This window comes from Opitutia bacterium ISCC 52 (assembly GCA_014529675.2).
Classification (GTDB): domain Bacteria; phylum Verrucomicrobiota; class Verrucomicrobiia; order Opitutales; family UBA2995; genus UBA2995.
The window spans coordinates 3725721-3750102 of record CP076040.1 but is presented as its reverse complement, the minus strand read 5'-3'; the positions used below and the strand labels follow the sequence as shown (position 1 = coordinate 3750102).

Here is a 24382-nt window from a genome sequence, read left to right as displayed (position 1 = left end):
GAGCAAAAATCATTCCAAAATCTTCAGAAATCAAGCCTTTTGTAAGGCTAATTTAAGGTTTTAAGAACAACCGTGGGAGAAGTTGCCAGTTTTTCTCCTAATCGTGTAACCCTTTGAAAAAATGACACGTTATTGCTGCAGAGACAAAATTCAGGGTTTTTAGAGGATTAATTCGCTAATAATCAGAAAGATATCGGAAATGAATCCATTGTTAAAAACCCGCAGCATGCTATGAAGAAACTGTCCTACATTGGAAAGGCTCACCAAGCTCCTTGGAGGCTATCCATTTCAATGGTCCTCAACGAGGATTCATTTCAATCATTTAACCGAATTCAACAGGTCAGGCGCAAGCAGACTGCTCATGGTGTCAAAACCTAATAACCTGTTCTTTAACATACAGGGCCTGAGTTTATCTCAGGGTAAAAAAAGCCAGAAGTGTTTCATTGTTATCCCAGTTCAATTACTCTAGCAGTTTCTGAAGCAAAAATGGATTCAGAGGCTGAAACAGACAAACAATTGGTAGAGCGCGCCCGTGATGGCGACTTGGCAGCCTTTGATACGCTCGTTGTGAAACACCAAGGGATGATCTCCCGATGTTTGTTTCGGTTCTGTCCTCATCAGTCCGATTTGGAAGATCTGGTGCAGGATACCTTCATAAAGGCCTATCGCAAACTGCACTTGTGGAAACCCACAGCACCTTTTGAAAACTGGCTACGTCGTATCGCCTACAATACGGGTCATGACTATTTTCGCCGGTCCAAGCGTACTCCGGTGTCTCTCGCCTCACCTGGGCAAGAGTCCAACGAGCTGGAATTGTTGCGACTGGAAGATCGCACGGATATTCAACAAGAATATCAAATCACCGAGCAAGTTCAACAACTGCTCTCTGAGTTACCGGCCGACGATCGACTCCTGTTAACCATGCATTACCTGGAAGAGCGCCCCCTAGCAGAGGTAGCTGAAGCAACTAGGTGGAGCTTATCAAAAACCAAAGTTAAAAGCTTTCGAGCAAAGAAAAAATTACGTAAATTACTAAATCGTTATGACATCTCCGAATAACAACCCTAACCAAAGCTGGACCGAAATGGTCGCCGCAAGCAGGAACGAATCTCCTGTTCATGTGGACGTCCGTTCTTCGGTGCGTGCTGAGTTGGAGAGTCTGTCAAGTAGTAGCAAACAACAAAGCTGGGCCGAAATGGTCGCCGCAAGCAGGAAAGAATCTCCTGCTCCAGTCGACGTCCGTTATGCGGTGCGTGCTATGTTGGAAAGTCTGTTGCGCAGTGGCACTGTCCGCGAAGACGTTGAAGCCGATTGGACCAGCGATATCATTCGTTTGTTCACTCCTGGATTCGTCAAGCTGGGAGTGGGAACTGCGTTTGTAGCTTTGCTAGTGCTTGCCGGTACGACCTCTATGCTAGACTCCGAATATGATTCCGAGTACGCGGATCCACTCGTGACCATGAACTCAGTGGAAGCGGAAGCCGAAGCCGAATGGTCTGACTGGCTATGAACCCGTCTGTAAAGGCAGCGCTTATTCTCGTTATAGTCTTCGCGATTGGAGGACTATCCGGTTTTGTCGCCAGCAAACAATTGGGTGGGCGTCCAACACGTACGATCGGCCCTGGCCTGGATCCCTTTAGAATGGAGCGAGGGGTTATTGAACACATCGAGAATCGTTTATCCAATCAGTATGACCTTACTGAAGAACAACAGATGGGTATTCGAAAGATTCTTGATGATTCCCAAAAGCTCTATGAGACCCTTTACCTGGACACACGGCCTTCACTTGACCAAATCCGTCGTGCTCAACAGGCAGCTATTCGTGAGCTCATGACCGATGAGCAGCAGGTGAAATTTGAAAAGTGGCTGGAAGAACGTCGAAAACGTTGGGAGGAACGTGGCGGCAGAGGGGAGCGTGGTCCTCGCAATGGAGAACGTGGCGGCAGAGGGGAGCGTGGTCCTCGCAATGGAGAACTTGGAGAACGACCACCTAGGATGAAAGAACCGACTAACGAGAGTAGTGGCGAATCGACCCAAAATTAATTTGTAAGACCTGGATCATCGATCCGGGTCTTTTTTTAGTACAGTTTATCTGCCAGTCCATTTAAGGCCTGCCGAGTTTCATAAAAACTCTGATAGAGATCGTCGTAGAGTTCCTGCATCGCGAACTCTTTAGCCAATGGGTGATTGCGTGCGGCCTTAAAGTGACTCCTGCCCATGGATTCGTAGTAGCGAAGTCCGGGAGCGGCTCGGCGTTGTTCCCGGTGACGGATGTGATTGGGGAAGAGTCCTGAGAGAAAGAGTGTTTGATTCCCCAGGTGGGCGTATAAGAAAAATCTGTGATAGTAATCGGACTTTTCAATCTGAGTCACGATATCGATCAAGTAGTGCATAGGCTCTTTCAACTCGGGGAACAGTTTTTTCTGATGATCTTCCCTCGAAAAGCTGATGAGCAAACTGGCGATATAATCTGACATCTCCCGATCATCGATATCGGCGTTTAGCAGAGTTTGCCGGACCAAAACATAGAAATAGAGCTGAGCTGAAATATTTACGGTTAAGGCACGGTCTTGAATCGCCTCATACAATTCACTCTGATCCAAGATGGCGTCCAGCATCTCCGGGTCGAGAAGGAGAGACTTCAAAGCTATTTCATCCTGCGCGGCCTCAAGAAGCACCGACTGGATAAATACAAAATCTTCAGCGGACAGGCGAGTCCGACATTTTGGACGGACGAGATTCATTGGTTAAAATCATAGAGCAGTGTGCATGCCATTCATAGCTTAAAAGGGCATCCTGCCTTTTTTATCATTTTATTAGCCCTCTTCTTAAGAATCTTAAACTTCTGCCTTGTCCCCTTTTGGGAAATGAACTCCCTTCTCCCTTTATGGAGATTGTGTTTATGGGGACTGGTACTTCACACGGAGTGCCCATGATTGGTTGCGACTGCAACATATGTACCAGTGACAATCCCAAGAACCGGAGGACGCGGACTTCGATCCATGTCCGCATGGGTGACCACGCGGTCCAGGTTGATATTTCTCCAGAGTTTAGACTCCAATGTATTGCCCACCAAGTGGATCATATTGATTGGGTCGTTCTCACCCATGCTCATGCAGATCATGTGGCTGGTATGGATGATCTTCGACGGTTTGTTGATTTTAGAGAAGGGGAGGGTGTTCCCGTCTATGCCTTCGAGGAGGTCTTGGAACGAATGCGCCTCATGTATCCTTATGCAGTTCGAGATCGTCCTGAATTTCGTGGTTACCCGGCGTTTATCCCTCATGCGGTGGAACGCCATGGGACGTTGGAGTTTCCTTGGGGGACGCTGGAAACGACGGTGTTACCTCATGGCCGCTTTGAAGTTATGGGATTAGTGTTTACCGAAGCGTCATCCGGTAAGAAATTTACTTACTATACCGACTGCAAGTCGGTGAGTGAAGAGGCTCGTGAACTCGCCAGCGATTCGGACATGGTGGTGCTCGATGGTTTGCGGCATGACCCGCACCCGACTCATATGAGCATCGAGGAAGCAGTGGAAGTTGCTAACTCTATTGGTGCTCCACAAACCTATTTGATCCACATGACTCATCATGTCGATCACGACGAAGTGGACATGCAATTGCCGGATCGAGTGAACCTTTCCTTCGACGGCTTGAGGGTTCGATTGTGATTCTTTCAGGAAGGGGCTTCTAGTTTCAGAAGGGCCAGACCATTGGTATTAGGAAAATACTTACGCTGAAATACATCAGGTTGAGCGGCAGGCCAAATTTAATGAAGTCACTGAATCGGTAGCCACCTACACCATAAACAAAGGTATTGGTTTGGTAACCAATGGGTGTAGCAAAGCTGGCCGAAGAAGCGATTGCAGTTACGACCAAGAACGCTCGAGGGTCCACTCCCATGCTGGCTGCTATGCCAATGCCGACCGGTGCCAGTAAAGCTGCCGTAGCGTTGTTTGAAAGTATCTCAGTGAGTATCGAGCACATGAGATACATAACGGCTAGCATCACGTAAGGTTGCCACTGAGGCGCTACAAAGGAATTCACAGCTGAGACGGCATTATCTGCGATCAGAGTAGAGGCGCCCGTTTCCTGCATGGCCAGTCCGAGTGCCAACATCCCATAGATGAGGAAAATGATGTTCCAGCCCACCGATGAAAAGGCCTCCTTGGAACTTACACAATTGGTTACAAGAAGCACTGCGACTCCAATAATCGCCGACGCTACGATGGGGAAGTTGGTGAAAGTGGTGAATCCAACGATACCTAGAATGGTTGCCAACACTATGGGGATTTTTTTCCGTCTGCTCCTTGAGGGCACGTGAGGTTTATCGAGCAAAATAATGTCGTTTGAATTTCTCAACGATCCGATGGCTTGATCGGTGCCCATCATGAGTAGCGTGTCACCAAATTCCAACGGCAGTGTTTGCAGCTTTTCTCGCACGTTCTTGCCTCGTCGGTGCAATGCGAGAACGATCATATGGAAGCGTTGGCGGAAATTGATTTCTCCCACCGTCTTACCAACGATAGAGGAAGCGGGTCCAATAAAGCCTTCCACGATTGAACCTTCTGATGCGGCTACCTGTTCGAGCCCCTCGCCAATTTCTCCAAGGAAATCAACACCTTCCAAGCTCCTTGCCTGAGCTATCCCGTGGGGTTTGCAGGCCAATACCAGTCGATCTCCTGATTGAAGGGTAATCTTATTCAATGGATCTTCCATTGGCATGCCGGATCGCACGATTTCCAGAATGCGAACACCTGGCGTTTTCAGGATTCCAGATTCGATGATTCCTTTTCCTGAAAGAGGAGAGTGAGCGTTTATGAAGGCTTCTGTGATGAATTCACGCCGTTCCTCGGGTGACAGAATTTGGGTCAGTGTTTCACGAACGGGTAGCCGTTTCCTTGAAAACACCATAAGGTAGATCGTCCCTAGTCCAAGCAGGGGTAGACCGACCTTAGCCAGCTCAAACATGGAGAAAGGGGCCATGTCGTAGGTCTCTGCGATACCACTTATAAGGATATTGGTGCTGGTTCCCATCAAGGTACAGACTCCACCGAAGATAGATGCATAGGAGAGTGGAATCAGTAGTTTGGAGGCCGGAACATCCATCTCTCGTGCCAAGCTCAGCAATACTGGCATGAATATTACGACGACCGGGGTATTATTAATAAACGCCGAGACAAACGCCACCGACAGTATCATGACAAATAGGAAGGGGATGTAACCCGCCTTGGCTAATTTTTTGAAATAGCCGGTCATGATCTCGATGGCTCCACACCTTTCCAATCCGGCGCTCACCATAAACATGGCACCGACGGTTACGGGCGCAGGGTTTGCCAGCACGCTGAGTGCGGAGTCCACAGGTAATAAGCCCAGGGCCAATATCAGGGCAAAGGCCGAGATAGCCGTTACCTCGACAGGCACTTTTTCCCAGACGAAGCTAGCGAGTGTTAATGCCAGAATAGCGAACACTAATACGATATCCAATGTCATACGTAATTAATGAGAAATCCAATATTGTGACTGCAAAATAGAGGAACGCCACCGTCGGGGTAAAGTGTGATTCCGTTTGTGGTTTTAAAACAACCAACGATCTACCACGAGCACGGCAAATAGCAAAGGGAGATGAATAATGGAGGCATAAAAGAGTTTTCTCGCGGGCCCATCCATATCGACGGCCTTAAAGAACTGCCAGGCTCGCCAGCCTATAAAGGCACTTAGGATTGTGGCTCCGGCCGAGTAAAGGTGTCCAGTGATGGATAGAAGGATGGGAACCAAGGTAACTGCTATCAGTAGTATGGTGTAGAAAATAGCGCTGTAGCTGATTTTTACCGCGCCGTTCTGAGTTGATACCAGCATGCGGAACCCACCGCGTTGGTAATCCTCACGATACATCCACGAGATGGCCATAAAATGTGGCATTTGCCAAAAAAGGAGAATGCCAAACAGTACCCAGCCCAAGGTAGAAATGGAGCCTGTAGCCGCTGTCCAACCCATCAGAGGGGGAATAGCTCCGGGAAGGGCACCGATTTCCGTGGCTAATGGGGTCACTTGTTTGAGTGGAGTGTAAATGACTACGTAGATGATGACGGTCGCAAGGCCGAGCCAGGCAGTCAACAAGTTGGTCCAAACGAACAATACTGCGATCCCTACGATCGTTAGCACAACGCCTAGAAACAAAGCAGTCAGTGGCGAGATAACTCCACGGGTTATGGGCCGATCCTGTGTCCGCTTCATCTTTTTATCTGCATCTCGTTCAAACCACTGATTGAGCACAGCAGCTCCAGCTGCAGCAAAGGAGGTCCCGATCGTCAATCCGAGGAAGACGGGTACGTTCTTAACCGGACTTGCTGCAAAATAGCCGAGCAATGCCGTAATGATCGACATCAAGCTCAGCTTGGGTTTGGTCAATTCCAAGTAATCAGCAAGACGTGCTTTACCCGCGATGGGTTCTGGTATCAGTGGTGACGATGAATCGACCGCTGAGTTGGAATCTCCCTGACTCATGAATGAGATTGTCCGGTGGAAACTTCGGAAAAGTCAACCGACTCTATGTTTTCTTCAGATGTAGGGAGTGTTGTTTTCAATGCTGGATTGTATTGGAAAAATGTAATCAGCCATGTGGTGGCGAAAAGGAAGGCTCCTACGATAACATGAACCGTAGTGGGAATCGGACTCCGGTAGGTCCAAATGACCATAGCTCCAAGAGTTACTTGAGTGAAGAGGAGTATCAGCCCAATACCGCAAAACAATTTAATTCGGCCGTCTAGCTCCTTAGTGGTCAGAATGCGACTCGCCCAGTAGATATAGACCGCAAAGATAGCCAAAGCCATCGCTCTGTGAGCAAAATGGATGCTAATGCGGAAATTCCAGGCTTCAGGAATGATACCTCCCTCTGGGGTCAGCGGAAAGGTCGGTATAGCGAGCCCGGCACCGGAATGACGCATGATGGCGGCGATGATCAGTTGCACAAAGATGAGTCCACACACGACCAGACCAAACCCTCTTATCTTGGCTTTGCCTTTTGGCGGAAACGAAAGGTCGCGGAACCACCAGCTGGATTGTCCAGCTGCGATAGATACAAGCATGCACAAGAAGACTTGAGCCAGGCAGCCATGAATCATGGCGAATTGCAGGCTGTTGAATAGCACTCGAAATCCACCAAGTAGACCCTGCAAAATGACGGCTACCAAAGATACAATTGCTAGTATACGCATCCATTTCCGGCTGTCCTTTACCCATATCCAAATCGCGAGGCTCAAAGTGAGCAGGCCAATCGTTGCGCCCAAGAGGCGGTGACTATGTTCTGCCAGCATGGCTTGGTTCTCCAACCAGCCCTTGGGATTGAGAGAACCATTGGATAGCGGCCAGTCTGGGAAGACCATTCCTGCGCCAATGGATGTGGTAAACCCTCCGGCATAAAGCAGAAAGGTCGTCACAAATAAGACGAACAGGCTATAAAATGCCAATAATGGCTTGTAGGCTGCGGATTTAGACACGGTTTTATTGATTCGGATAGTTGCTTTAAAAAAGGTGAGAGCCAAAAAGATCGATTTTGATCGGGAAATCAACCTTTTGGACCAACTAAACTGTAAAAAGATGTGTATTCCAAATTTACAGTTTGGCCATCCGCAAAAAATCAGATTCAAAGTCTAGTCTTTCTCTTACTTTTTCATCTCCCATAAAAATTGTAGAACTTTCTCCTAGAACATACGTCTAAATCCCCGATGAAACTGCTATTGCTTTGTTTGTTATGCCTTTCGCCTGAGGTGCTTCTAGCCGATGGATCCTGGTCTTTTTCAGGTGTTATTCGTTCGGTGAATAAGGAAGAGCCCAAGATAGTGGCTGCACATGACGGGATCCGTGGATTTGCAGAAGAGGCGGGCGAGCTTGAATTGATAGTCGGAGCCGGAGATCATCTAATTGCGAAGCCTGAGAGTATCATCAAGGGGCGATTAGTAGAAAAAGGGGGTGTTTTATCGTTGGAAAATATCTGGCCTGCTGAGCCTCAAGCTGAGCGCTCCATGATGCTTATCAATAGAGACCTCACCCGACCTCGCATTGGTGCTGTTAGCAAGGGCATCTTGAGGGTGGGGGACGATCTTCCTCGATTTGCGATGTATAACCAATTGGGAGATTTGATTACTGCCGAGGAGTTTCAGAACAAAGCCATCGTTCTCAATTTTATTTTCACACGGGGTAAGGTGCCTTCGATGAGTCCAGCCACGGCTGATCGCATGGCAGAATTGCAGGATAAACTAGAAGCCGCAGGATTGGCGGATTCAGTGTGTTTGGTATCTGTCAGTCTGGATCCAGAGTTTGATACGCCTGGATTGTGCTACGAATTCTTAGACGAGCGGAGTGTCGATCATGGGGGGTATTGGATGCTTACAGGGTCTAAGAAAACTTTAGACTATCTTACCAAGCAGGTCGGCGTTGTCGTCGCTCCGAGTGAAAAAACCATTCTCAACCACTCCATGGTGGTCTTGGTTTTGGATACGCAAGGAAAGATCTTTCATCGTATTCCTGGAACGCGATGGAAATTAGAAGACGTATACAATCGACTTGAGGTGATGCTCAAAGGCTGGAACTAGGGGCAGTTGCTGCCTGTTCTAACCAAAGGTCTTTTTATCCCATCCCCAATGTGTTCGAGCGGGAGAATCGAAACGGATGTATACCCGAGTGGCTTCAATGTTTAGCTGCTGAAGTAGGAAATCGCAGATGAGAGGTGTTAATTGAGCGGGTTGGTCCTCACTTAACCCGAGTGAGGCTAGTTCTACCGTTGCTGCCGGTTCCTCTGTGCCTCCGAAGGATAACCCAGCATCGAATTGCGTATGCACCATGCAGTAGGACTCCGGCTTGTTAAGCCACTCGGCTAATTGGGACGAAAGCTGCTTTCTCAGCGATGCTTCATCTTTGGGCTTTGGTTGATTGGTGATGACGGATATCTGAGGCATATAATAAAGGTTTTATCTTATGAAAAGAGCAGAGCTAAGCTCTTCTTTGATGAAGGAACGCTTGTAATTCGTATTAATCACTTTCAGATAAAGAGATATGTCAAATAGCTCCAGACCCAATATTTATCTCGTCGGTTTTATGGGAACCGGTAAGTCGACGATTGGGCGGCAGCTTGCACAGCAGCTGGAGTATACCTTTATCGATAGCGATCATGCTATTGAGGCGAAAGCTGGAATAAGCATTCCCGAGATTTTCGAGACCCAAGGTGAGTCAGCCTTTCGTGCCATGGAAAAAGCATTTGTCGAATCGGGTCATGACAGTGAGGGATGTGTGGTTTCTACCGGTGGTGGCTTGGTGTTTCAACCTGGTTTGACCGAGATGCTTCAGGCCAAGGGGGTAGTCATTACTTTATTCGCGTCTCCGGAAACGGTTTACGAACGCACACGTTCGAACAAGAACCGGCCGCTTCTCAATGTAGAAGATCCGAAAGTGGAGATTGAGCGATTGTTGAAAGAGCGGACACCTATCTATAGTAAGGCTGGAATTGGAGTGCTTACGGATGGTCGCGGCGTAAACGACATCGTCTCACATATTATCCGGATATACAGACGCAAAGTCGGTCTTTGAGGAATTATTCGTTAGCTCCGTTTTGTTCAAAGAGCTCTACGAACTTTTGGGGAGGTCGGATGGGCATGCCCTCGGGATTCATAAACGCATGCTCTGTTGATCCGGTCGCTATCAGTGTCTCTCCTCGAAATACCTCGTATGCCATCTTGAGGCGAATCCGTGGTTTTTCTCTCGCGGTACAAATGACGATTAATTGGTCATCAAAGTGCGCAGGCTTCTTGTATTTCAAATGGGCTCCCAGTACCGGTAGTAAATAACCCTCTTTCTCCATCTCTTTGTAAGGCATTTCGAGGGCGTCCATAAACTCAATTCGTGCTAGCTCGAACCACGCCAGGTAATTCGCATGGTGGGCGAATCCCATGGCGTCAGTCTCAACATAGCGTACACGGATGGCGGTCTTGTTCTGAATCATGACAGTTTGAATTAGGACTCGATGATCAAGTCATCATGGCCGAACAGCATGTCTACCGACTTGTCCCAGCGATACTTTCCTACCCACTGGCGGCCCGTTTGGCCCATGGATTTCCGCAATTCCGGATTTTCAATTAAATCCGTAAAGGCTTTAGCGAGTGCCTTTTTATTTCCCGGAGGGACTAGCAGACCGGTCTTGTTATGCTCCACCGCATCCGGAACACCGCCAATGTGATGGGCTACGACGGGCAATCCATGCGCGGATGCCTCGAGGTAAACCAGCCCGAATCCTTCAATACTCTTTTTGTAGTGCAGGCTGGTCATGGCAAATATGTCCGCTTGTTTGTAGACTGCTCGAAGACTTATATCGTCGAGTTGTCCAAGCATTTTCACGTTGATGTCAGACTGATCCACTAGACGCTGGAGTTCTTTTTGATACTCCGAGTGCTTGCCATTGCCGACCATCCAGAACTCCACTTTGGGTTTCAGGTGCTCTGGAAGTAGGTTGAGCGTTTTTAGGATGAAACTTTGTCCTTTTCGTGGATGTAGCCTGCCTACAGTCAGAATCACTACTTTTTCCTGATTCGCCGACTTCTGATGATTTGTGCCGACAAAGTCGGAGCGCAAAGCACAGGGCGTAAGCACCGTCTTGTGGGTTGCGTCAGGAAAACGAGAAACCAAAAGCCGGTGCGTATAGGAGGATACAGCGCTCACTCGGTCTGCTTTGGCGATCAATTTCTTCAGCAAAAGCCGATGGTGGATTTTTCCATAGTAGTTGAGAATCTCTGATCCGTGAAAGGTAAGAAAGAGCTTCCCCGGTTGGAATGCTTTAAAGAATTGGAGGTAAAGCATGGCTGAGATGGGGCCTGGTTCCGGCAAGTAAACTGCAGCACGCCTCAAATCTCGGCGTTTGTCTATGATCTCCTTACTGGTCGCCATTAAGCAGGGAAGGTCCTGCGTTCCCTTCATGTCCAGCCTACGGACTTTAAAGGGCCAGGGCTTGTCGCTCATCACGCCTCCATTGTCAGGCGCCCATACCTCAACATCAAATCCCTGCTGGCTGCAGGAAAGCGCCATTTCCTCAGTAAATGTGGCAATTCCTCCCTTTTGAGGGTGAAACTCGTGCGTCAGGATAAATAGAGGACGCGTTTGGCGTCTCTTTGCCTTGGGCGGGCGCTCTGCTCTATTTTGCAAAATAAGCATTTACAACGGCTATGAAGCTAAAATAGTTGGCGTATTACAAATGAATTCTGGGATTGAGAGTGATACCGTTGCAGTTGCCCCCTTATCTGATAATGAGCGAGGTGATTTAGCTGATAGTTTGAAGCGTTGTTCTGAGGAGACGCGTCAAGCTGCCTTTGAGTTTCGTGAGTCAGGCAAGTTGAGTCTGCTCCCGACAATCATTCTTGGAATCATTGAGCGATTTCTGGAACCGGAGATCCGCCCAAAGCTGAAAGAAGGGGATGGATCGCTCAAGCTAATTGATGACCTCGGGATCGATTCACTGACTATGATGGAGATCGTTGTGTTGGTTGAGGAGTCCCTCGATCTGTCAATCGACAACGAAGAACTCCGCGATCTTCGCACTTTGGATGATGTTCGAGTATTCCTCGATGCCAAGATCCGTAACATCCCAGTTCCTGAGAAAAATAAGCACTACGGAGTCGAAGCCATTTTGGCAGCCATCCCTCATCATGTGCCTTTTCTGTTCCTCAGTGAAGTCTCAGTAGGGAAAAATGAGGCCATCGGCATCTATCCCATATCTGGATTGGAGGAGTTCCTCAAAGGGCATTTCCCCGAGAATCCTATTTTTCCAGCTAGCATCATGCTCGAGGCGTTGGGGCAGTTGGCAGTATTTTACCTCGTAACCGCTCATAAAAGTGAGTCCGGACAACCGGTTAATCCTAAAAAGATTTTGTTTACTGGTTGTGAAGCAGTGCGTTGCCAGCGGATTTGTGTGCCAGGTGAGACCCTCACATTGAGCATCAAGCCTAAGAGTATTCGTCACCCGATCGCCAAATTTCAAGGCAAGATTACGGTAGAAGGAGAAAGTGCAGCCTGGGCCGAGGACATCAGTGTTACTTTTGATTGGGCAGAAGCAACGGAAGCCTAACGGTTTATCCGAAATATTTGCTTGCCTGTCAGATTGCCATGCGGCGACCATGCACCCCTGTTTTGACAGGTTATGTCGCGTGTATTTGTAACAGGTTTGGGTTTTATCTGCAGTATCGGAAACGATGAGCAGTCGGTGGTAGACCATCTTCGTGAATTGAAGCATGGAATGGAGCTATTTCCTCCTCTTCAGGTTCCTGAATCACCCGTGAAGTTGGCCGCCCCTGTCAAAGACTTCGATTTAGAATCCTTTGACCCTGAGGATTGGACCTATCCGAAGGAATATCGTCTGAGACGAGAAATGCTTCGAAGTTTCTCCCCACACGTGATGTATGCCTACTGCTCTATGAAGCAAGCCATCGAGCAGGCAGGATTGGAAGAGTCCGATGTCTCAAATCCTGAAACGGGGCTCTATACCGCTTCGGCTGGCTCTTCCCGATTCCTTTACCAGAGCATTGATAAAATGTACAAGCGCGGGATCATGCGCTGCAACCCCCTCAATATTGTATCATCGGTGGCTGGGACTGTAAGCTTTAACTTGGTATCAAATTATCAAATACAGGGTGCCTCAACGGGATTTGCTTCAGCGTGTGCCTCTTCAGGCCATGCATTGGGCTTTGCTTTTGATGAGGTGAAGCGTGGACGCCAAAAACGTATGTTTGTGGTCGGGGCAGAGGACTGTAATTTCGATAGTATCGTACCGTTTGCTGTCATGCGGGCCTTGAGTCTTTCAACAGACCCGGATTCGGCAGCACGACCATTTGATAAGAATCGACAAGGCTTCGTTTCCTCCGGTGGAGGCGTCACCATGATTCTTGAGTCTGAAGAGGAAGTCCAACGTCGTGGCGTAACTCCTTATGGCGAGATCGTTGGTTGGGGCCAGGCATCCGATGGCTATAATGTGGCCATCTCTCACCCCGATGGACGTGGATTGCAAAATGCTATGCAGTCTGCCTTGAAGGACGCTCAGATTACCTCTGAGAAAATTGGCTATCTGAATGCCCACGCTCCATCTACGCCAATTGGAGACTTGTCCGAGGTGATCGCCATGAAAGAACTATTCAATACCGGCACCTCTCCAATGATCAGTAGCACCAAAGCGCTTACGGGCCATGGGTTGTCGCTTTCCAGTATTTTGGAGTCAGGTATTTGCATGCTTAGCTATAAGCATGGCTTTGTTCCTGGCTCAGCTCATATTGAAGAACTCATGCCAGAAGCTGAGTCATTGAATATTATCCAGACGACACAGCAGGAAAAACCGGAGTACATGATGAGTAACAGCAGTGGTTTTGGTGGGGCCAACACATCGTTGATTTTCCGCTCATGCCAACGTTAGGCGAGCGGTATTCTCGAGCATTGATAACTGGAGCTAGTTCCGGTTTAGGTAAGGCGTTTTCTGAAGGACTTATTTCTGAGGGAGTTTGTGTGTGGGGCACATCGCGTGAGCCAGAGAAAATGGAGTCCAGTGATCAATTCACCCCGGTCAAACTAGACCTTACGAGGGAAAGAGAATTTAAAGAGTGGTTTGATCATTGGGATAGTGAGTCCGGCGGCTTTGACGTGGTCATCAATAATGCAGGGGCCTCTTGCTTTGGACGATGGAAAACGATTTCGGCTGAGGATGTGGAAGAGCAAATCCGTGTATTGCTCACAGGTCCCATGCAATTGGGGCGCGTTGCTTACAGGGCGATGGTTGGTCGCGGTCAGGGGAGTCTCGTAAACATCTCCTCAGTTGCAGGAGAAATGCCCATTCCCTACATGACCGCCTATAATGCTTCAAAGGCAGGGCTTTCTGCCTTTTCCCAATCGCTTATGCTTGAATCACCGAAGCGTCCGCCCTGGATCATTGATTTTCGTCCTGGTGACTATCAGACTTCATTCAACAAGCGTATGAAGAAGCGCCTGGAGAATGATTCAGAGTGTGAGTCCGTTTGGAATGAGCTCGAAAAGCTCATGGCCGAGGCCCCTGAGACGAGCGCAGCTGTCTCCGACCTCATCTCTGCTCTCGGTAAATTTAGGCATAGCACTCGGTATTCCGGCTCCTTTGTTCAAACAAGCATTGCTTCCTTGGCCAACCGGCTTTTGCCTAACGCACTCAAACGCTACACCCTTCGCAGCTACTATAAGATTTCGTGAGTAAAGAACCCTTAAGAATACTTGTCCTGACCTCTCGCACGGGTGGGGGACATGATGCACGTGCGGATGCATTCGAATCATGGTGCCACAAACTCTACGATGGGGAAGTCGAAGTACGTATTGAAAGACCCTTGGAAGAGGCATCTGCGGTGACTCACTTTGGTGTAGGGTTCTATAATTTTATTCAGAGGTATGCTCCTTTGCTCCATAATCCCTATTGGTTGATTGTTGAGTTGTTCGGCTATTGGCAGAGAAATAAGATCAAATTCGGTAAAGCTTTCTTTGAGCGCCTTCTGGGTGAGTACCAGCCACACCTGATTTTCAGTGTGCACGATTTTCTGAATCGGGGATACTTTCAGGCAGCTAGACGCGTATTGGGGGATCGGGTACGATGTGCCACTTATTGTGGAGAATTCTCTGGCGGCTTTGGCTACAGTAAAAATTGGGTGGAGCCTACAACAGACCTTTACTTTTCAAGGACCAAGACTGCTCAAGATTATGCTATTCAACAAGGGATGGCTCCTGAGCGTTGCCTGGTTCGTGGAAACTTAATGCACCCGGCTGTTTACGAAGGCATCATGGATGAGAAGGAGCGTAGAGACTTCCTCGTCAACGACCTCAATTTATCACCCAGTAAGCTCACTATTTTTCTAACAGCAGGTGGCATGGGCTCGCATAATCACTTGGAAATGCTTCGAGTGCTTAAACGTTACTCCAGCCGCGTTCAGGCCATTCTTGTGTGTGGGCGCAACGAAGCCACTGTAACAAGAGTGCGTGAGTGGAACCGGCGTTACCCGGACTTTCAGCTTTATGTGGAAGGCTACTCCATGCGGATGCATCACCTCATTCAAGTGAGCCATGCTATTGTGAGCCGGGGTGCCACGACTTGTGCTGAGGCATTATTCTTTGGTGTGCCGATCATCTTCAACACGATCGGTGGAATCATGCCGCAAGAGCGTTTGACCTTTAAGTATTTTTATCGGGCAGGGGCGGCGGTGCGCATTGCCAACCTGGATGATTTGAACTATCAATTGGGCTTGTGGCTTACCCATAGAAGGGAATACGCGCTCATGCAGGAACGGTGTAAAGAGATTGGTGTAATTGAAGACCCCACTCGATTGATGAATGAATTGATTGGCTTGGCCAGGGAAGCTGCTAATGGAAAATGAAACCGTTACGGGTCATCTATATATGTACTACTTTCCCAAAGCTGAGTGAGCAGTTCATCCAGAGAGAGGTAGATGGCCTTCGGGCCAGACCTGGAAGCATCGACTTAGAGATTGTGAGCCTCTGGGGAGGGGAACAGTTGTATAAAGGGGTTCCGATCCGTACGTTTCCGAAGTGGAAGTTACTGCACCTTCTTTGGAGTCTACCTTGGGCTCTTATTCGACAACCCGGGACTTTGGTAAAGAGTTTGGGCAAGTTCTTTACGGATAAACCGCCTTCCATGCTCAACTTTTTTGAAACAGCATTAGGTTATGGTTATGCCATCGTAAATTGGGTAAGCATCAAAAAAGATCCTCCAGATCTTATCCATGGAATCTGGGCCACGTCTCCGGTATCAGCTGCATACTTTTTAAGTGCGCTGACTGGCGTCCCATTCTCAATGGGAGCCCATGCCTTCGATGTCTTTGAAGATGGGGGCGATTGGCATCTGCAGGAAAAGTTAAAAGAGGCCGTTATGATTCATAGCTCTTCCGGCAATACAGGTCGTCAGTTACTTCGCTTGGGGGCTGACGAAAAGAAACTACGGGTCATACGTCGCGGACTGGTTGATTTCCCAGAGTTTAAACCCCTGCGTCACAATCGGAAAACTATTCGTATTGTTTCAGTCGGTCGTCTCGTTGAGAAGAAAGGCTTTTTCTATCAGATTGATATCTTCAAGGAACTGAAAGCCAGTGGTCTAGACTTCAAAGCGCGAATAGTCGGTAGTGGGGGCTTAGATCAAGCCCTACGTGATTATCGTGATAAATCAGGCTTGCACAACGATGTCGAATTCTGGGGTCTGCTATCTTTTGACGCAGTTCAGGAACAATTGGCCTGGGCGGATCTGTTCTTTTTTACCGGACGCATCAGTTCGAAAGGGGATCGGGATGGATTACCCAATGTGATCGGTGAGTCTCTTGCTCATGGATTGGTCGTTCTCTCAACGGACGTAGGCTCTACTACAGAAGCCATTAAAGATAGGAAAAGCGGTCTTATTTTGCCAGGTGACAATCCTGCGAAGTGGGTCGATGCAGTTCGTCTGCTTATTCAGGATGATCAGTTGTTTGAATCTTTGAGAGTTCATGGACGCGAGTGGGTGGAAGCCAATTTTGATGCCCATCAAAATTCCAACCAATTGCACAAGGCCTTTCAGTTTGCCGTAGAAAACAGCCCCTGATCTTCTATTCCGTATGGCACTTTTTTATGACGTCACCAAAGCAACGAGTTCGAAGCAGCACTCAGGGCTGATTCGAGTATCGGAAAGGCTGAGGCAGGCGCTTGAGGAACATGTGGCCGACGAACTTGTACCTGTAGAGTGGATTCAAAGAAAGAAATGCTTCCAGCTTGCAGGGAGCCGAGAAAAGGCCGTTCTGACTCCGCGAGATCATTTTCTAACTCCTGAAGTTTTTTCGTCTGACAATCGACCGGGCTTGTATCAGCTACTTATTGAATCAGGAGTGAAGAGCGCTGCTGTATTTCATGATGCGATTCCCTATAAATATCCGGACATTACTTGGCCAAAGAGCGTCGAACGTCATCCGCAATACATGCACGACTTGGCAGGTTTGGATCAGATTTTCAGCGTATCTCAGGCCAGCCAAAATGATCTGACAGACTATTGGGAAAGTGCTGGGGTGGATCCTAGATCCGAAATGGATCTTCTGAGATTGGGGGCTGACTTTTTCGACCCCTCTCAAATTGAATGGAAGCATCAGCCAGGAACTATTCCTGTGCTAGTCAACGTTGGTATCATCGAACCACGTAAGAATCAGGAGGAGCTTCTTGAAGTCGCCTGCGGTCTTTGGGATCGAGGCTATGACTTTGAGCTACATTTTGTTGGCCGGATTAACCCACACTTCGGTAAGCCCATTGCTAAAAAGATAAAGAAGGCTCAGAGGGCCGGCTATGCTGTTTTCTTGCAGTCTAAACAAAGCGACCAGACGTTACTTGATTTGTATTCGAAAGCTCACTTCACCGTATTTAATTCTATCACGGAAGGATTTGGATTACCGGTTGTTGAATCCCTTTGGTTGGGAATTCCTTGTATGACCAGATGGCTACCCAGTCTTGAAGCATATATTGATGGCAAGTCCTGCATCGGAGTCCGAAGCCCTGGCGAGTTGGAAACAGCGATGATCATCTGGGTATCCGATTCTAAGACATTAGCTGCGGCCACCAATAGTGCTGCGGATCGAGTCATGGGCACCTGGAAAGATACCGTGAAACCAATTCTTAAATGGAAGGAGACCTGTTGAAGCCCATCCATTGCCTGGCTATTTCCAATTCTTACCCGCCGGATCATGCCGGTGGATATGAATTGGGTGCCTGTAATATTCTGGAGCATTTGGCTGAAGGTTGTGCTTGGAAGAACACAGTTCTCTCGGCGGTCAGAAACGAGAAATCGCCTAAAACAGATCCCTTAACGCTAACAGGATTCTTTCCTGGAAGACTGGGTCCAGAAATCGAAGGTTGGAGAACCAAGCGAGTACTTCTGAAAAACCACGACCAAATCGGCCGGGGTATTAAGTCCAAGGCTGCAGAAGCAGACGTTGTATTTGTATTCAATCCACGACGGTTGATATACCCTGAGTGGACATCCGTTTTTGCGACTGAAACACCTGTCTTTGTTTTTGTATCAGACCATTGGCCAAATGATCCTTTGGCATCTGACATTTTTCACTTTAAATCCAAGAAAGACGGACAGGGTGAGCTGAGAGATCAACAGCTCCAGGAAATTTATTCCACTGCTCCCAAGGAGTCAGGATTATTACCAAACTTTCGGGGTGTCATATTTGGCTCTCGGTTCCTTCAGAAAGAACAAGCCAACGTCTTTGCCTCAAATCCAAATCAAAGCGTCGTGCATTGGGGTATCAACTCCGATCAGTTTCCTCAAGTGCCTCATACAACCGACAAACGTGAGATCTTCGGTTTCTGCGGTCGCCCAGAAAAAGAAAAGGGATTAGATTTGGCTTTGGAAGCGATTCGGGAGCTTGCCATGGACGATGCTGAGGTCCGACTTCTGGTGGCGTCAGACTTAAAGGGGAGCTCTTATGGGCGAGCGATTTTCAAACACATACAGAACGATTCAGTTTTGAAGGACTGTGTGTCTTTGTTGGGGCAAGTGCCTCACGCAGACCTTCACAAAACGTTTTATAGCCAAATTGGAACGTTGTTGTTTCCGAGTATTTGGCAAGAGCCATTTGCATTAACGGTCCTTGAAGCAATGGCTTCTGGCGTATTAGTGATTGCTTCATCTACGGGTGGAACTCCTGAGGTGGTGGAACCTGCAACGGGTTATTTATTCGATCCTGAAGTTTCAGGTGACCTTACGCGCGTTTGTCGGATCTCTCAGGTCGCTGATGCAGGAGACATCCAACGCATCATAGAGCAAGGTGCACGGCGTATCAGGGAATTTCATACGCTCCCGATTATGGCCAGCCGGGTGGATGAATTTATAAGAGCTCATTTATGAGAATGAGCCTTCACTGTTGGCAAATTGCTCGAATTCTGAGAAGTGTTCTTTCCGTTCATCTTTAGTTCTTATTTCTTATGTCTCGCCTAGAAAATCAAATTGCAGTCATTACCGGAGCAAGCAGTGGCATTGGAGCCGCTATCGCCAAAGCACTGACCAAAGAAGGTGCCCATGCCATCTTGGCCGCCAGGTCACATGACAAACTTCAATCAGTAGTCGCAGAGATTCAAGCGGATGGAGGTCAGGCAAGTGCAGTCATCTGTGATGTGACGGATGAAGAAGCTGTTCAATCCATGTTTAGTGAAGTTGCTTCGCAGTTTTCACGCTTGGATATAGTGGTGAATAATGCCGGCCTTGCGAAAGGGGGTCCGATTGATGAGCTAGATTTTCAAACCTGGCGAGATGTGATGAGTGTGAATCTGGATGGCGCGTTTCTATGTAGTCGCGAAGCCTTCAAATTGATGAAACCACAAAAGCGTGGACGCATCATCAATATCGGTTCAGTGTCGGCAAAAATGCCAAGGGTTCATTCCGCTCCCTATACGACGTCGAAGTTTGCTTTGGAGGGATTGACACGTTCTCTAGCGCTTGATGGTCGTTCCTATGGAATTTCTGTAGGTGTATTACAACCCGGCAACACGATGACCTCGATCTGGGAAGGACGGGAGGACAAAGTAAATGAAGAGGGCGTTATGAATGCGGACGACTTAGCTCAGGTGGCCCTCTCAATGGCTACATTACCGAATGGTGTCAGTGTATTGGAAAGTACGGTGCTTCCCATCAGCATGCCATTTCTTGGAAGAGGCTAGGCCCGTTCAGTCCAAGCTGCACTATATCCTGGTATCGAGTCGCTCCAATACACGAGCTCGGCTGCAGGTTCCACTTCCGATTTAAAATGCAGTTCGAGAGACTTTGGGTCTTTCATGAATCCGGTTCCGTGTGCCTTCAGGGCAGCTTCTTTACAGGTCCAAAACTTGAAGAACGTTTGGTTTTTTTTCTCGGTATCGTTGGTAGCGAATACTTCCGCTAACTCTTTCTCTGTGAAAACTTGTCTGCTGATACCTTCCAGGTCGTTCAAGTGTCGGATTTGTTCTATATCGATCCCTTGGGAAATCGTACCCAACGCAACTGCAATAAATCCTTCGCAATGGGATAAATTGTATTCCAGGGGAATAGATGAGTCACTCAATTGAATGAAAGGCTTATGATGCTCTGATTCCATCCATTGGATAGATGGGTATTCGTTTCCTAAATACTGTTTAAGCAGCAAATGAATAACTGCATGACCGACAATAAATTGTTTACGTGCGCCTTCGTGACGGAATCGATCTGCACGCTCTCTTTCAGGATCGGTCAAGAGCTGTTCGCAGTCGATCAGGTGTTTATCAATATCGTTGAGTGGGACAAACCATCGTCTGCGCTCGGTCGGAGTCGATTCGACGCTCGCTGAGAAACCATGAGCCGAGAGAAGATCATTCAGTAGGGTGGTGGGGACATTGTCTGTCCAGGGAAGGCAATCGACTTTGGTAGGCATGTGAAAAACAACATGCTGATTTCAAGGGATTACTGCGACAAGCAAAGAGTGGCAGTCTAATGCTTTATGAATTAGCCTTCGTTTCCTTTAGCAGCGTGTGGATATCAGTGGTAAGCCTTTGCATATCCAAGGATCGGATGCCATTGTATACTCCTCGAATTCTTCCCTCGGAGTCGATAAGCAGGAAGTTCTCTGTGTGAAGGAATTCCTTCGTGCTCTTGTTGAAGCCAATAGCTTTATCCGCAAAATAAGACTTCCTTGCCAAGGTATAAATTGAATCCTGTGAGCCGGTGAGTAGGTGCCACTTCGTTCCATCTATTTCGTTCCGTTCGGCGTAATCCTTGAGCTGCTTCACCGTATCTACTCCGGGTGCAACGCTGTGCGAAAGGATCTTTACGTGAGGTTCATTAGCAAATGACCTCTGTATGCCCTGTAGATTAGCTGTCATTTTAGGGCAGATCCCTGGACAGGCCGTGAAGAAAAAGTTGGCTATGTATATATTTCCTTTGAGCTGCTCTTGATTGATCGTTTGCCCAGATTGGTCCGTTAACGAGAAGGATGGGATTTCGTGCAGATCCTCTGGCATTTCATCAAACCATCGAGGGGTAAATGTGGGTTCGGTGTAGTAGGGGAGACGCGTGGCTGATGCTTCTCCTCTAACAATTCCGCCAAATGCCAGGACCGCGAAAAATAATAAGGGTCGTACTCTCATAGCTGGGCAGTGGGTGAAGTGATACAATTTTTGGATCCAACGAGTCCGTAACGGTAACCGTCTTTTACGACATAGTTAGCGCGAATTTGTCCATTGGCTTCATACACTTTTTGAGCTCCTACCTCTTTTCCCATTTCGTAATTGTGTTCCGAAGCAATCGACCCATCGGGATACCATTCTTTAGAGCTCCCATGATACTGGCCGTCGATGAAATGGTATTCAAACCGCGGTGTGCTGTCCGCAAACCATCCTTGGTGTTGGCCATCCTTTCGATTGTTTCTGTAGAAACGGATTTCTTTGATCTTACCATTCTCAAACCAACTGAGTTGTTTCCCGTGGCGCTTACCATTCACCCAATGGGTCTTCAGCTTTATATTACCGTTGGTGTAGAGGTCGTAGGTATAACCTGAAAGAAGCTCATTGTTATAAACCATGAGTCCTTGTTTGCGAACCAGGCCCTCGGTTCCGATTGTAAGCGAAAGCTCACCGCTTCCGAAAACGGGTAACCATAAGGTAATTATCAACCATGTAAGGAACGAGCGTTGCATGATACTAGTTGGTTTGCGTTCCCGGAGTTCCAAAGAATTGGCCCCCGTTTAGATAAGGGTCATCTTCTGTGAAATGGTAGTGATAGATCTCATCAGGGTATTCTGGAGTGATTCCGAAATGGCCGTGGTATTCATCCAAATCATCGCTGGTTAGCATCACCCCGTTTTCTTCCGGACCATAGACTGGGAAGCCATCCAGTAGGAATCCAAGAAAGGCTCCTCGGCCATGTTCGGATGATAAGTAGATCGGCTCAAAGTGATAATGGTATACCCCTGTGCGTTGTGGGTGACCGTTGTATTGATCGAAACTATTTATCTCGTTGGTCAGGGATTGATTGTTGGGCCCAGCATATTGATTAAACAAGGAGACTCCGTTGATCGCGATACCAATAGACCCTAGATTGGTGTTGGACTTATTGGTGGCTTCGCTCGGTTTGAGCGGGATTCTATAGACGAACGTTTGTTCGTCGATGTTGTTAGGGTTTTGATTATTGCTTCCGTTGTAGGCCTCATAACGGGAATCACTGTTTGAAAAATAAGGGCTTGGGTGGTTGGGAACATTGTCTGATTCAATGACCATGTAGTCGCCATCGATATACATCTCCATCTTCTCATCGAATAACTTGAAAGCGGCGGGTATACCATCGTCTTCGAAGGCACGGTAAAAAACCTTGGGGAGTTCAGTCAGAGTCAAATTAAAGTTTATGCGACCATCGTTGCCGATTTCTACCTGCTCAGCACTGGTAACATTTTCCCAATCGAAAAGCTCTGTGGATCGTTGAATGGTCCAAAACGTGCCTTCTTCTCCTGAAAGGGTCAGGTTGACCGATCCTTCTTCATCGGATTCTACGCTCAGGCTCGTTTCATCCTGTCCGAATACGTAAACGAATAGAAGGGAATGACATAACAGGAATATCAGAAATACTTTGGAGAAAACTAACATGACGATGGGTGTTGGATCACTAGGAGGCGTTTGCGTATACCGATATAACGGTATTTTGATGAACAAAAGTGACACTAGTTCATGACAATTCTGTCATTTCATCTAATTACCGCCCTTTTAGACCCACTATCGCGCTTTTTTCAGGATCAGCATCAAAAGGTAGCTGATACCGCATAGTAAGATGATGAACGGGCCCGTAGGGAGATCCCATGAATAACTCAGCCACGTTCCCAAAAATGTGAAGAGCATACAGATCACCGTCCCTCCTACCATCATCTGCCAAAGTTTTCTCGAAAAGAGTCCAGCCATAGCAGCCGGTAAGCTTAATAGAGCAATTACGAGGATGACCCCCACCATGCTCACTAAAAAAACGATGGTAATTGCGACCAGGCACAAGGTCAGCAAATAGAGAGAGGTCGTTTGAATGCCTCGCAGCTTGGCGAACTCTTCATCAAAACAGAGTGCAACCAAAGGCTGATAGCTATAAATCACAAATCCAACAACGATTGCGCAGAGTACCAGAACAAGCGTTATGTCTACTGAGGAGATCATTAAAATATCTCCGAAAAGATAACTCATTGGATCCACGTACTGGGGCGTTTTGAAAATAAACAACAAGCCTATCGCCATGCCTAGCGACCAGATGGCACCGATCAAAGTATCCTCGTATGCCCGATGCTTGATGCTAATCCAGCCTACAAGCAGCGCGGCCAGTATTCCTACCATCAGAGCACCTGTGAGTGGCTGAATCCAAGTCCATTCCCATTGATGTTTCGCAAACAACGAGAAACCGATACCGCCCAATACGGCATGGGCAATCGCTGCTGCGAGATAGCTTATCCGCCTGGCAACGACTAGGCTCCCCATGGTCCCGAAAGGAATACTCGCTAATAATCCCAGTAGGAGGGCCTGACTCATAAAGGAAAGTGAGTCGTCAAAAAATATGTCTCCCAGAGATCCCATTAGTGATGGTGATGGTCATGCCCCAAATCCGACGCATGCAAGATACGCCGTGGACTGGCTCCATAGAGTTCTTCAACCAGCTCTGCTGAAATCGATTCGGTAGGGTGGGTGTGGACATGCTTATTTACGCAGAGCACCTGCTTAACGGCACCTGAAACAAACCCAAGGTCATGAGAGACCATCACGATTTTCATATCTGAGTGGAATTGTAGCAATGTCTCCAACAGCTTGTCTTCTAAAGTAAGGTCCAGATTGGCTGTCGGTTCATCTAGTAGTAGCAATGCCGGCTTGGAGACCATCGCGCGTGCAATAAGCGATCGCTGTTTCTGTCCTCCTGATAATGCGGAAAACTGTTCATCAGCCCGATGATTAATGTCCACTGCATCCATCGCATCTTGGATCTGTTGCCGGTTTTTAGCTTTTCTAAAACCACCGAATCCCGATGTTAGCATTCCCATTCCAATCACTTCTTCGACCGTGATCGGGAACTTAGGATCAAACTCAAGAACTTGTGGCATGTATCCGACCTGACCTCTTGCTTTGTCTGGGGCGGATCCTAATACGGTGATAGATCCTGAATCGGGTTGTTTAAGCCCAAGGATCAATTTCAGAAGCGTTGTTTTTCCTCCGCCATTGGGACCGACTACACAGAGGGGCTCACCGGCTTCGATATCGAAGTCTGCATCGCAAAGCACATGGTTGTTCCCATACGATAGGGAAACCTTTTTAAAACAAACCAGTGGATTCGAATCAGCCAT

27 protein-coding genes are annotated in these 24382 nt (G+C 47.9%); 14 read left to right on the top strand and 13 right to left on the bottom strand.

Annotated elements, in window-relative coordinates; all coding sequences use genetic code 11:
- The first annotated feature begins 486 nt into the window (after positions 1–486).
- Genes GA003_15920 through GA003_15910 form a run of 3 tightly spaced genes read left to right on the top strand, consistent with a single transcriptional unit; the run spans position 487 to position 2043 of the window.
- On the top strand, positions 487–1059 hold the full coding sequence (locus GA003_15920; protein ID QXD27489.1) for an RNA polymerase sigma factor: 573 nt from the start codon (positions 487–489) through the stop codon (positions 1057–1059).
- Positions 1043–1510, top strand: coding sequence for a hypothetical protein (locus GA003_15915; GenBank protein ID QXD27488.1), 468 nt, complete (start codon positions 1043–1045; stop codon positions 1508–1510). The genes GA003_15920 and GA003_15915 overlap by 17 nt, the downstream gene beginning before the upstream one ends.
- Entirely contained in the window at positions 1507–2043 is a 537-nt protein-coding gene (locus GA003_15910; protein ID QXD27487.1) for a hypothetical protein, read from the top strand. The genes GA003_15915 and GA003_15910 overlap by 4 nt, the downstream gene beginning before the upstream one ends.
- Before the next feature lie 35 nt (positions 2044–2078).
- On the opposite strand, the gene GA003_15905 is transcribed toward GA003_15910, so the two are convergent.
- Positions 2079–2744 carry a hypothetical protein gene (locus GA003_15905; GenBank protein QXD27486.1) on the bottom strand — a complete coding sequence of 222 codons (666 nt, stop codon included), beginning with the start codon at positions 2742–2744 and terminating at the stop codon, positions 2079–2081.
- A 143-nt stretch (positions 2745–2887) separates the two neighbouring features.
- Here GA003_15905 and GA003_15900 point away from each other — a divergent pair, with 143 nt between their 5' ends.
- Positions 2888–3673 (top strand): MBL fold metallo-hydrolase, encoded by a 786-nt coding sequence (locus GA003_15900; protein ID QXD27485.1) that lies wholly within the window; start codon positions 2888–2890, stop codon positions 3671–3673.
- A gap of 25 nt (positions 3674–3698) precedes the next feature.
- Here the strand turns inward: GA003_15900 and GA003_15895 are convergent, their stop codons facing one another.
- The 3 genes from GA003_15895 to GA003_15885 all read right to left on the bottom strand — a co-directional run bounded on the left by GA003_15895 (position 3699) and on the right by GA003_15885 (position 7501).
- Positions 3699–5495 carry an SLC13 family permease gene (locus GA003_15895; protein QXD27484.1) on the bottom strand — a complete coding sequence of 599 codons (1797 nt, stop codon included), beginning with the start codon at positions 5493–5495 and terminating at the stop codon, positions 3699–3701.
- Between the two features lie 84 nt (positions 5496–5579).
- Complete coding sequence (cyoE, locus tag GA003_15890) at positions 5580–6509, bottom strand: heme o synthase (protein QXD27483.1); 930 nt, start codon at positions 6507–6509, stop codon at positions 5580–5582.
- On the bottom strand, positions 6506–7501 hold the full coding sequence (locus tag GA003_15885) for a COX15/CtaA family protein (protein QXD27482.1): 996 nt from the start codon (positions 7499–7501) through the stop codon (positions 6506–6508). Before GA003_15885 ends, cyoE begins: the two co-directional genes overlap by 4 nt.
- A gap of 228 nt (positions 7502–7729) precedes the next feature.
- Between GA003_15885 and GA003_15880 the strand changes: the two genes are divergently transcribed.
- On the top strand, positions 7730–8596 hold the full coding sequence (locus GA003_15880; GenBank protein QXD27481.1) for an SCO family protein: 867 nt from the start codon (positions 7730–7732) through the stop codon (positions 8594–8596).
- Positions 8597–8614: 18 nt separating this feature from the next.
- On the opposite strand, the gene GA003_15875 is transcribed toward GA003_15880, so the two are convergent.
- The gene (locus GA003_15875; GenBank protein QXD27480.1) at positions 8615–8959 is read right to left on the bottom strand and encodes a hypothetical protein; all 345 of its coding nucleotides are present in this window, start codon (positions 8957–8959) and stop codon (positions 8615–8617) included.
- Between the two features lie 97 nt (positions 8960–9056).
- Here GA003_15875 and GA003_15870 point away from each other — a divergent pair, with 97 nt between their 5' ends.
- On the top strand, positions 9057–9587 hold the full coding sequence (locus GA003_15870) for a shikimate kinase (GenBank protein ID QXD27479.1): 531 nt from the start codon (positions 9057–9059) through the stop codon (positions 9585–9587).
- Positions 9588–9591: 4 nt separating this feature from the next.
- On the opposite strand, the gene GA003_15865 is transcribed toward GA003_15870, so the two are convergent.
- Positions 9592–9999, bottom strand: a complete 408-nt coding sequence (locus tag GA003_15865) for an acyl-CoA thioesterase (GenBank protein QXD27478.1) — start codon at positions 9997–9999, stop codon at positions 9592–9594.
- 11 nt (positions 10000–10010) lie between these two features.
- Positions 10011–11201, bottom strand: coding sequence for a glycosyltransferase family 4 protein (locus GA003_15860; protein QXD27477.1), 1191 nt, complete (start codon positions 11199–11201; stop codon positions 10011–10013).
- 40 nt (positions 11202–11241) lie between these two features.
- Between GA003_15860 and GA003_15855 the strand changes: the two genes are divergently transcribed.
- The 8 genes from GA003_15855 (at position 11242) to GA003_15820 (ending at position 19733) form a co-directional block, all read left to right on the top strand.
- Positions 11242–12111 (top strand): FabA-like domain protein, encoded by an 870-nt coding sequence (locus GA003_15855; protein ID QXD27476.1) that lies wholly within the window; start codon positions 11242–11244, stop codon positions 12109–12111.
- A gap of 72 nt (positions 12112–12183) precedes the next feature.
- The gene (locus tag GA003_15850) at positions 12184–13446 is read left to right on the top strand and encodes a beta-ketoacyl-[acyl-carrier-protein] synthase family protein (GenBank protein QXD27475.1); all 1263 of its coding nucleotides are present in this window, start codon (positions 12184–12186) and stop codon (positions 13444–13446) included.
- Positions 13434–14246 (top strand): SDR family NAD(P)-dependent oxidoreductase, encoded by an 813-nt coding sequence (locus GA003_15845; GenBank protein QXD27474.1) that lies wholly within the window; start codon positions 13434–13436, stop codon positions 14244–14246. Before GA003_15850 ends, GA003_15845 begins: the two co-directional genes overlap by 13 nt.
- Positions 14243–15415 carry a glycosyltransferase gene (locus tag GA003_15840; GenBank protein ID QXD27473.1) on the top strand — a complete coding sequence of 391 codons (1173 nt, stop codon included), beginning with the start codon at positions 14243–14245 and terminating at the stop codon, positions 15413–15415. The genes GA003_15845 and GA003_15840 overlap by 4 nt, the downstream gene beginning before the upstream one ends.
- Positions 15412–16629 carry a glycosyltransferase family 4 protein gene (locus tag GA003_15835; GenBank protein QXD27472.1) on the top strand — a complete coding sequence of 406 codons (1218 nt, stop codon included), beginning with the start codon at positions 15412–15414 and terminating at the stop codon, positions 16627–16629. The genes GA003_15840 and GA003_15835 overlap by 4 nt, the downstream gene beginning before the upstream one ends.
- Positions 16630–16642: 13 nt before the next feature.
- Positions 16643–17707 (top strand): glycosyltransferase, encoded by a 1065-nt coding sequence (locus GA003_15830; protein ID QXD27471.1) that lies wholly within the window; start codon positions 16643–16645, stop codon positions 17705–17707.
- A complete protein-coding gene (locus GA003_15825; GenBank protein QXD27470.1) occupies positions 17689–18924 on the top strand; it encodes a glycosyltransferase family 4 protein in 1236 nt (411 codons plus the stop codon). Before GA003_15830 ends, GA003_15825 begins: the two co-directional genes overlap by 19 nt.
- A gap of 77 nt (positions 18925–19001) precedes the next feature.
- Complete coding sequence (locus tag GA003_15820; GenBank protein ID QXD27469.1) at positions 19002–19733, top strand: SDR family oxidoreductase; 732 nt, start codon at positions 19002–19004, stop codon at positions 19731–19733.
- Here the strand turns inward: GA003_15820 and GA003_15815 are convergent.
- The 6 genes from GA003_15815 to GA003_15790 form a co-directional block, all read right to left on the bottom strand.
- Positions 19730–20458 (bottom strand): 4'-phosphopantetheinyl transferase superfamily protein, encoded by a 729-nt coding sequence (locus GA003_15815; GenBank protein QXD27468.1) that lies wholly within the window; start codon positions 20456–20458, stop codon positions 19730–19732. The genes GA003_15820 and GA003_15815 overlap by 4 nt on opposite strands.
- A gap of 64 nt (positions 20459–20522) precedes the next feature.
- Positions 20523–21170, bottom strand: coding sequence for an SCO family protein (locus tag GA003_15810; GenBank protein QXD27467.1), 648 nt, complete (start codon positions 21168–21170; stop codon positions 20523–20525).
- Positions 21167–21718, bottom strand: coding sequence for a hypothetical protein (locus tag GA003_15805; GenBank protein ID QXD27466.1), 552 nt, complete (start codon positions 21716–21718; stop codon positions 21167–21169). The genes GA003_15810 and GA003_15805 overlap by 4 nt, the downstream gene beginning before the upstream one ends.
- Positions 21719–21722: 4 nt before the next feature.
- Positions 21723–22661, bottom strand: a complete 939-nt coding sequence (locus GA003_15800; protein QXD27465.1) for a YHYH protein — start codon at positions 22659–22661, stop codon at positions 21723–21725.
- 126 nt (positions 22662–22787) lie between these two features.
- On the bottom strand, positions 22788–23624 hold the full coding sequence (locus GA003_15795; protein QXD27464.1) for a metal ABC transporter permease: 837 nt from the start codon (positions 23622–23624) through the stop codon (positions 22788–22790).
- Positions 23624–24382: a metal ABC transporter ATP-binding protein gene (locus GA003_15790; protein ID QXD27463.1), complete on the bottom strand. Its 759-nt coding sequence runs from the start codon at positions 24380–24382 to the stop codon at positions 23624–23626. Before GA003_15790 ends, GA003_15795 begins: the two co-directional genes overlap by 1 nt.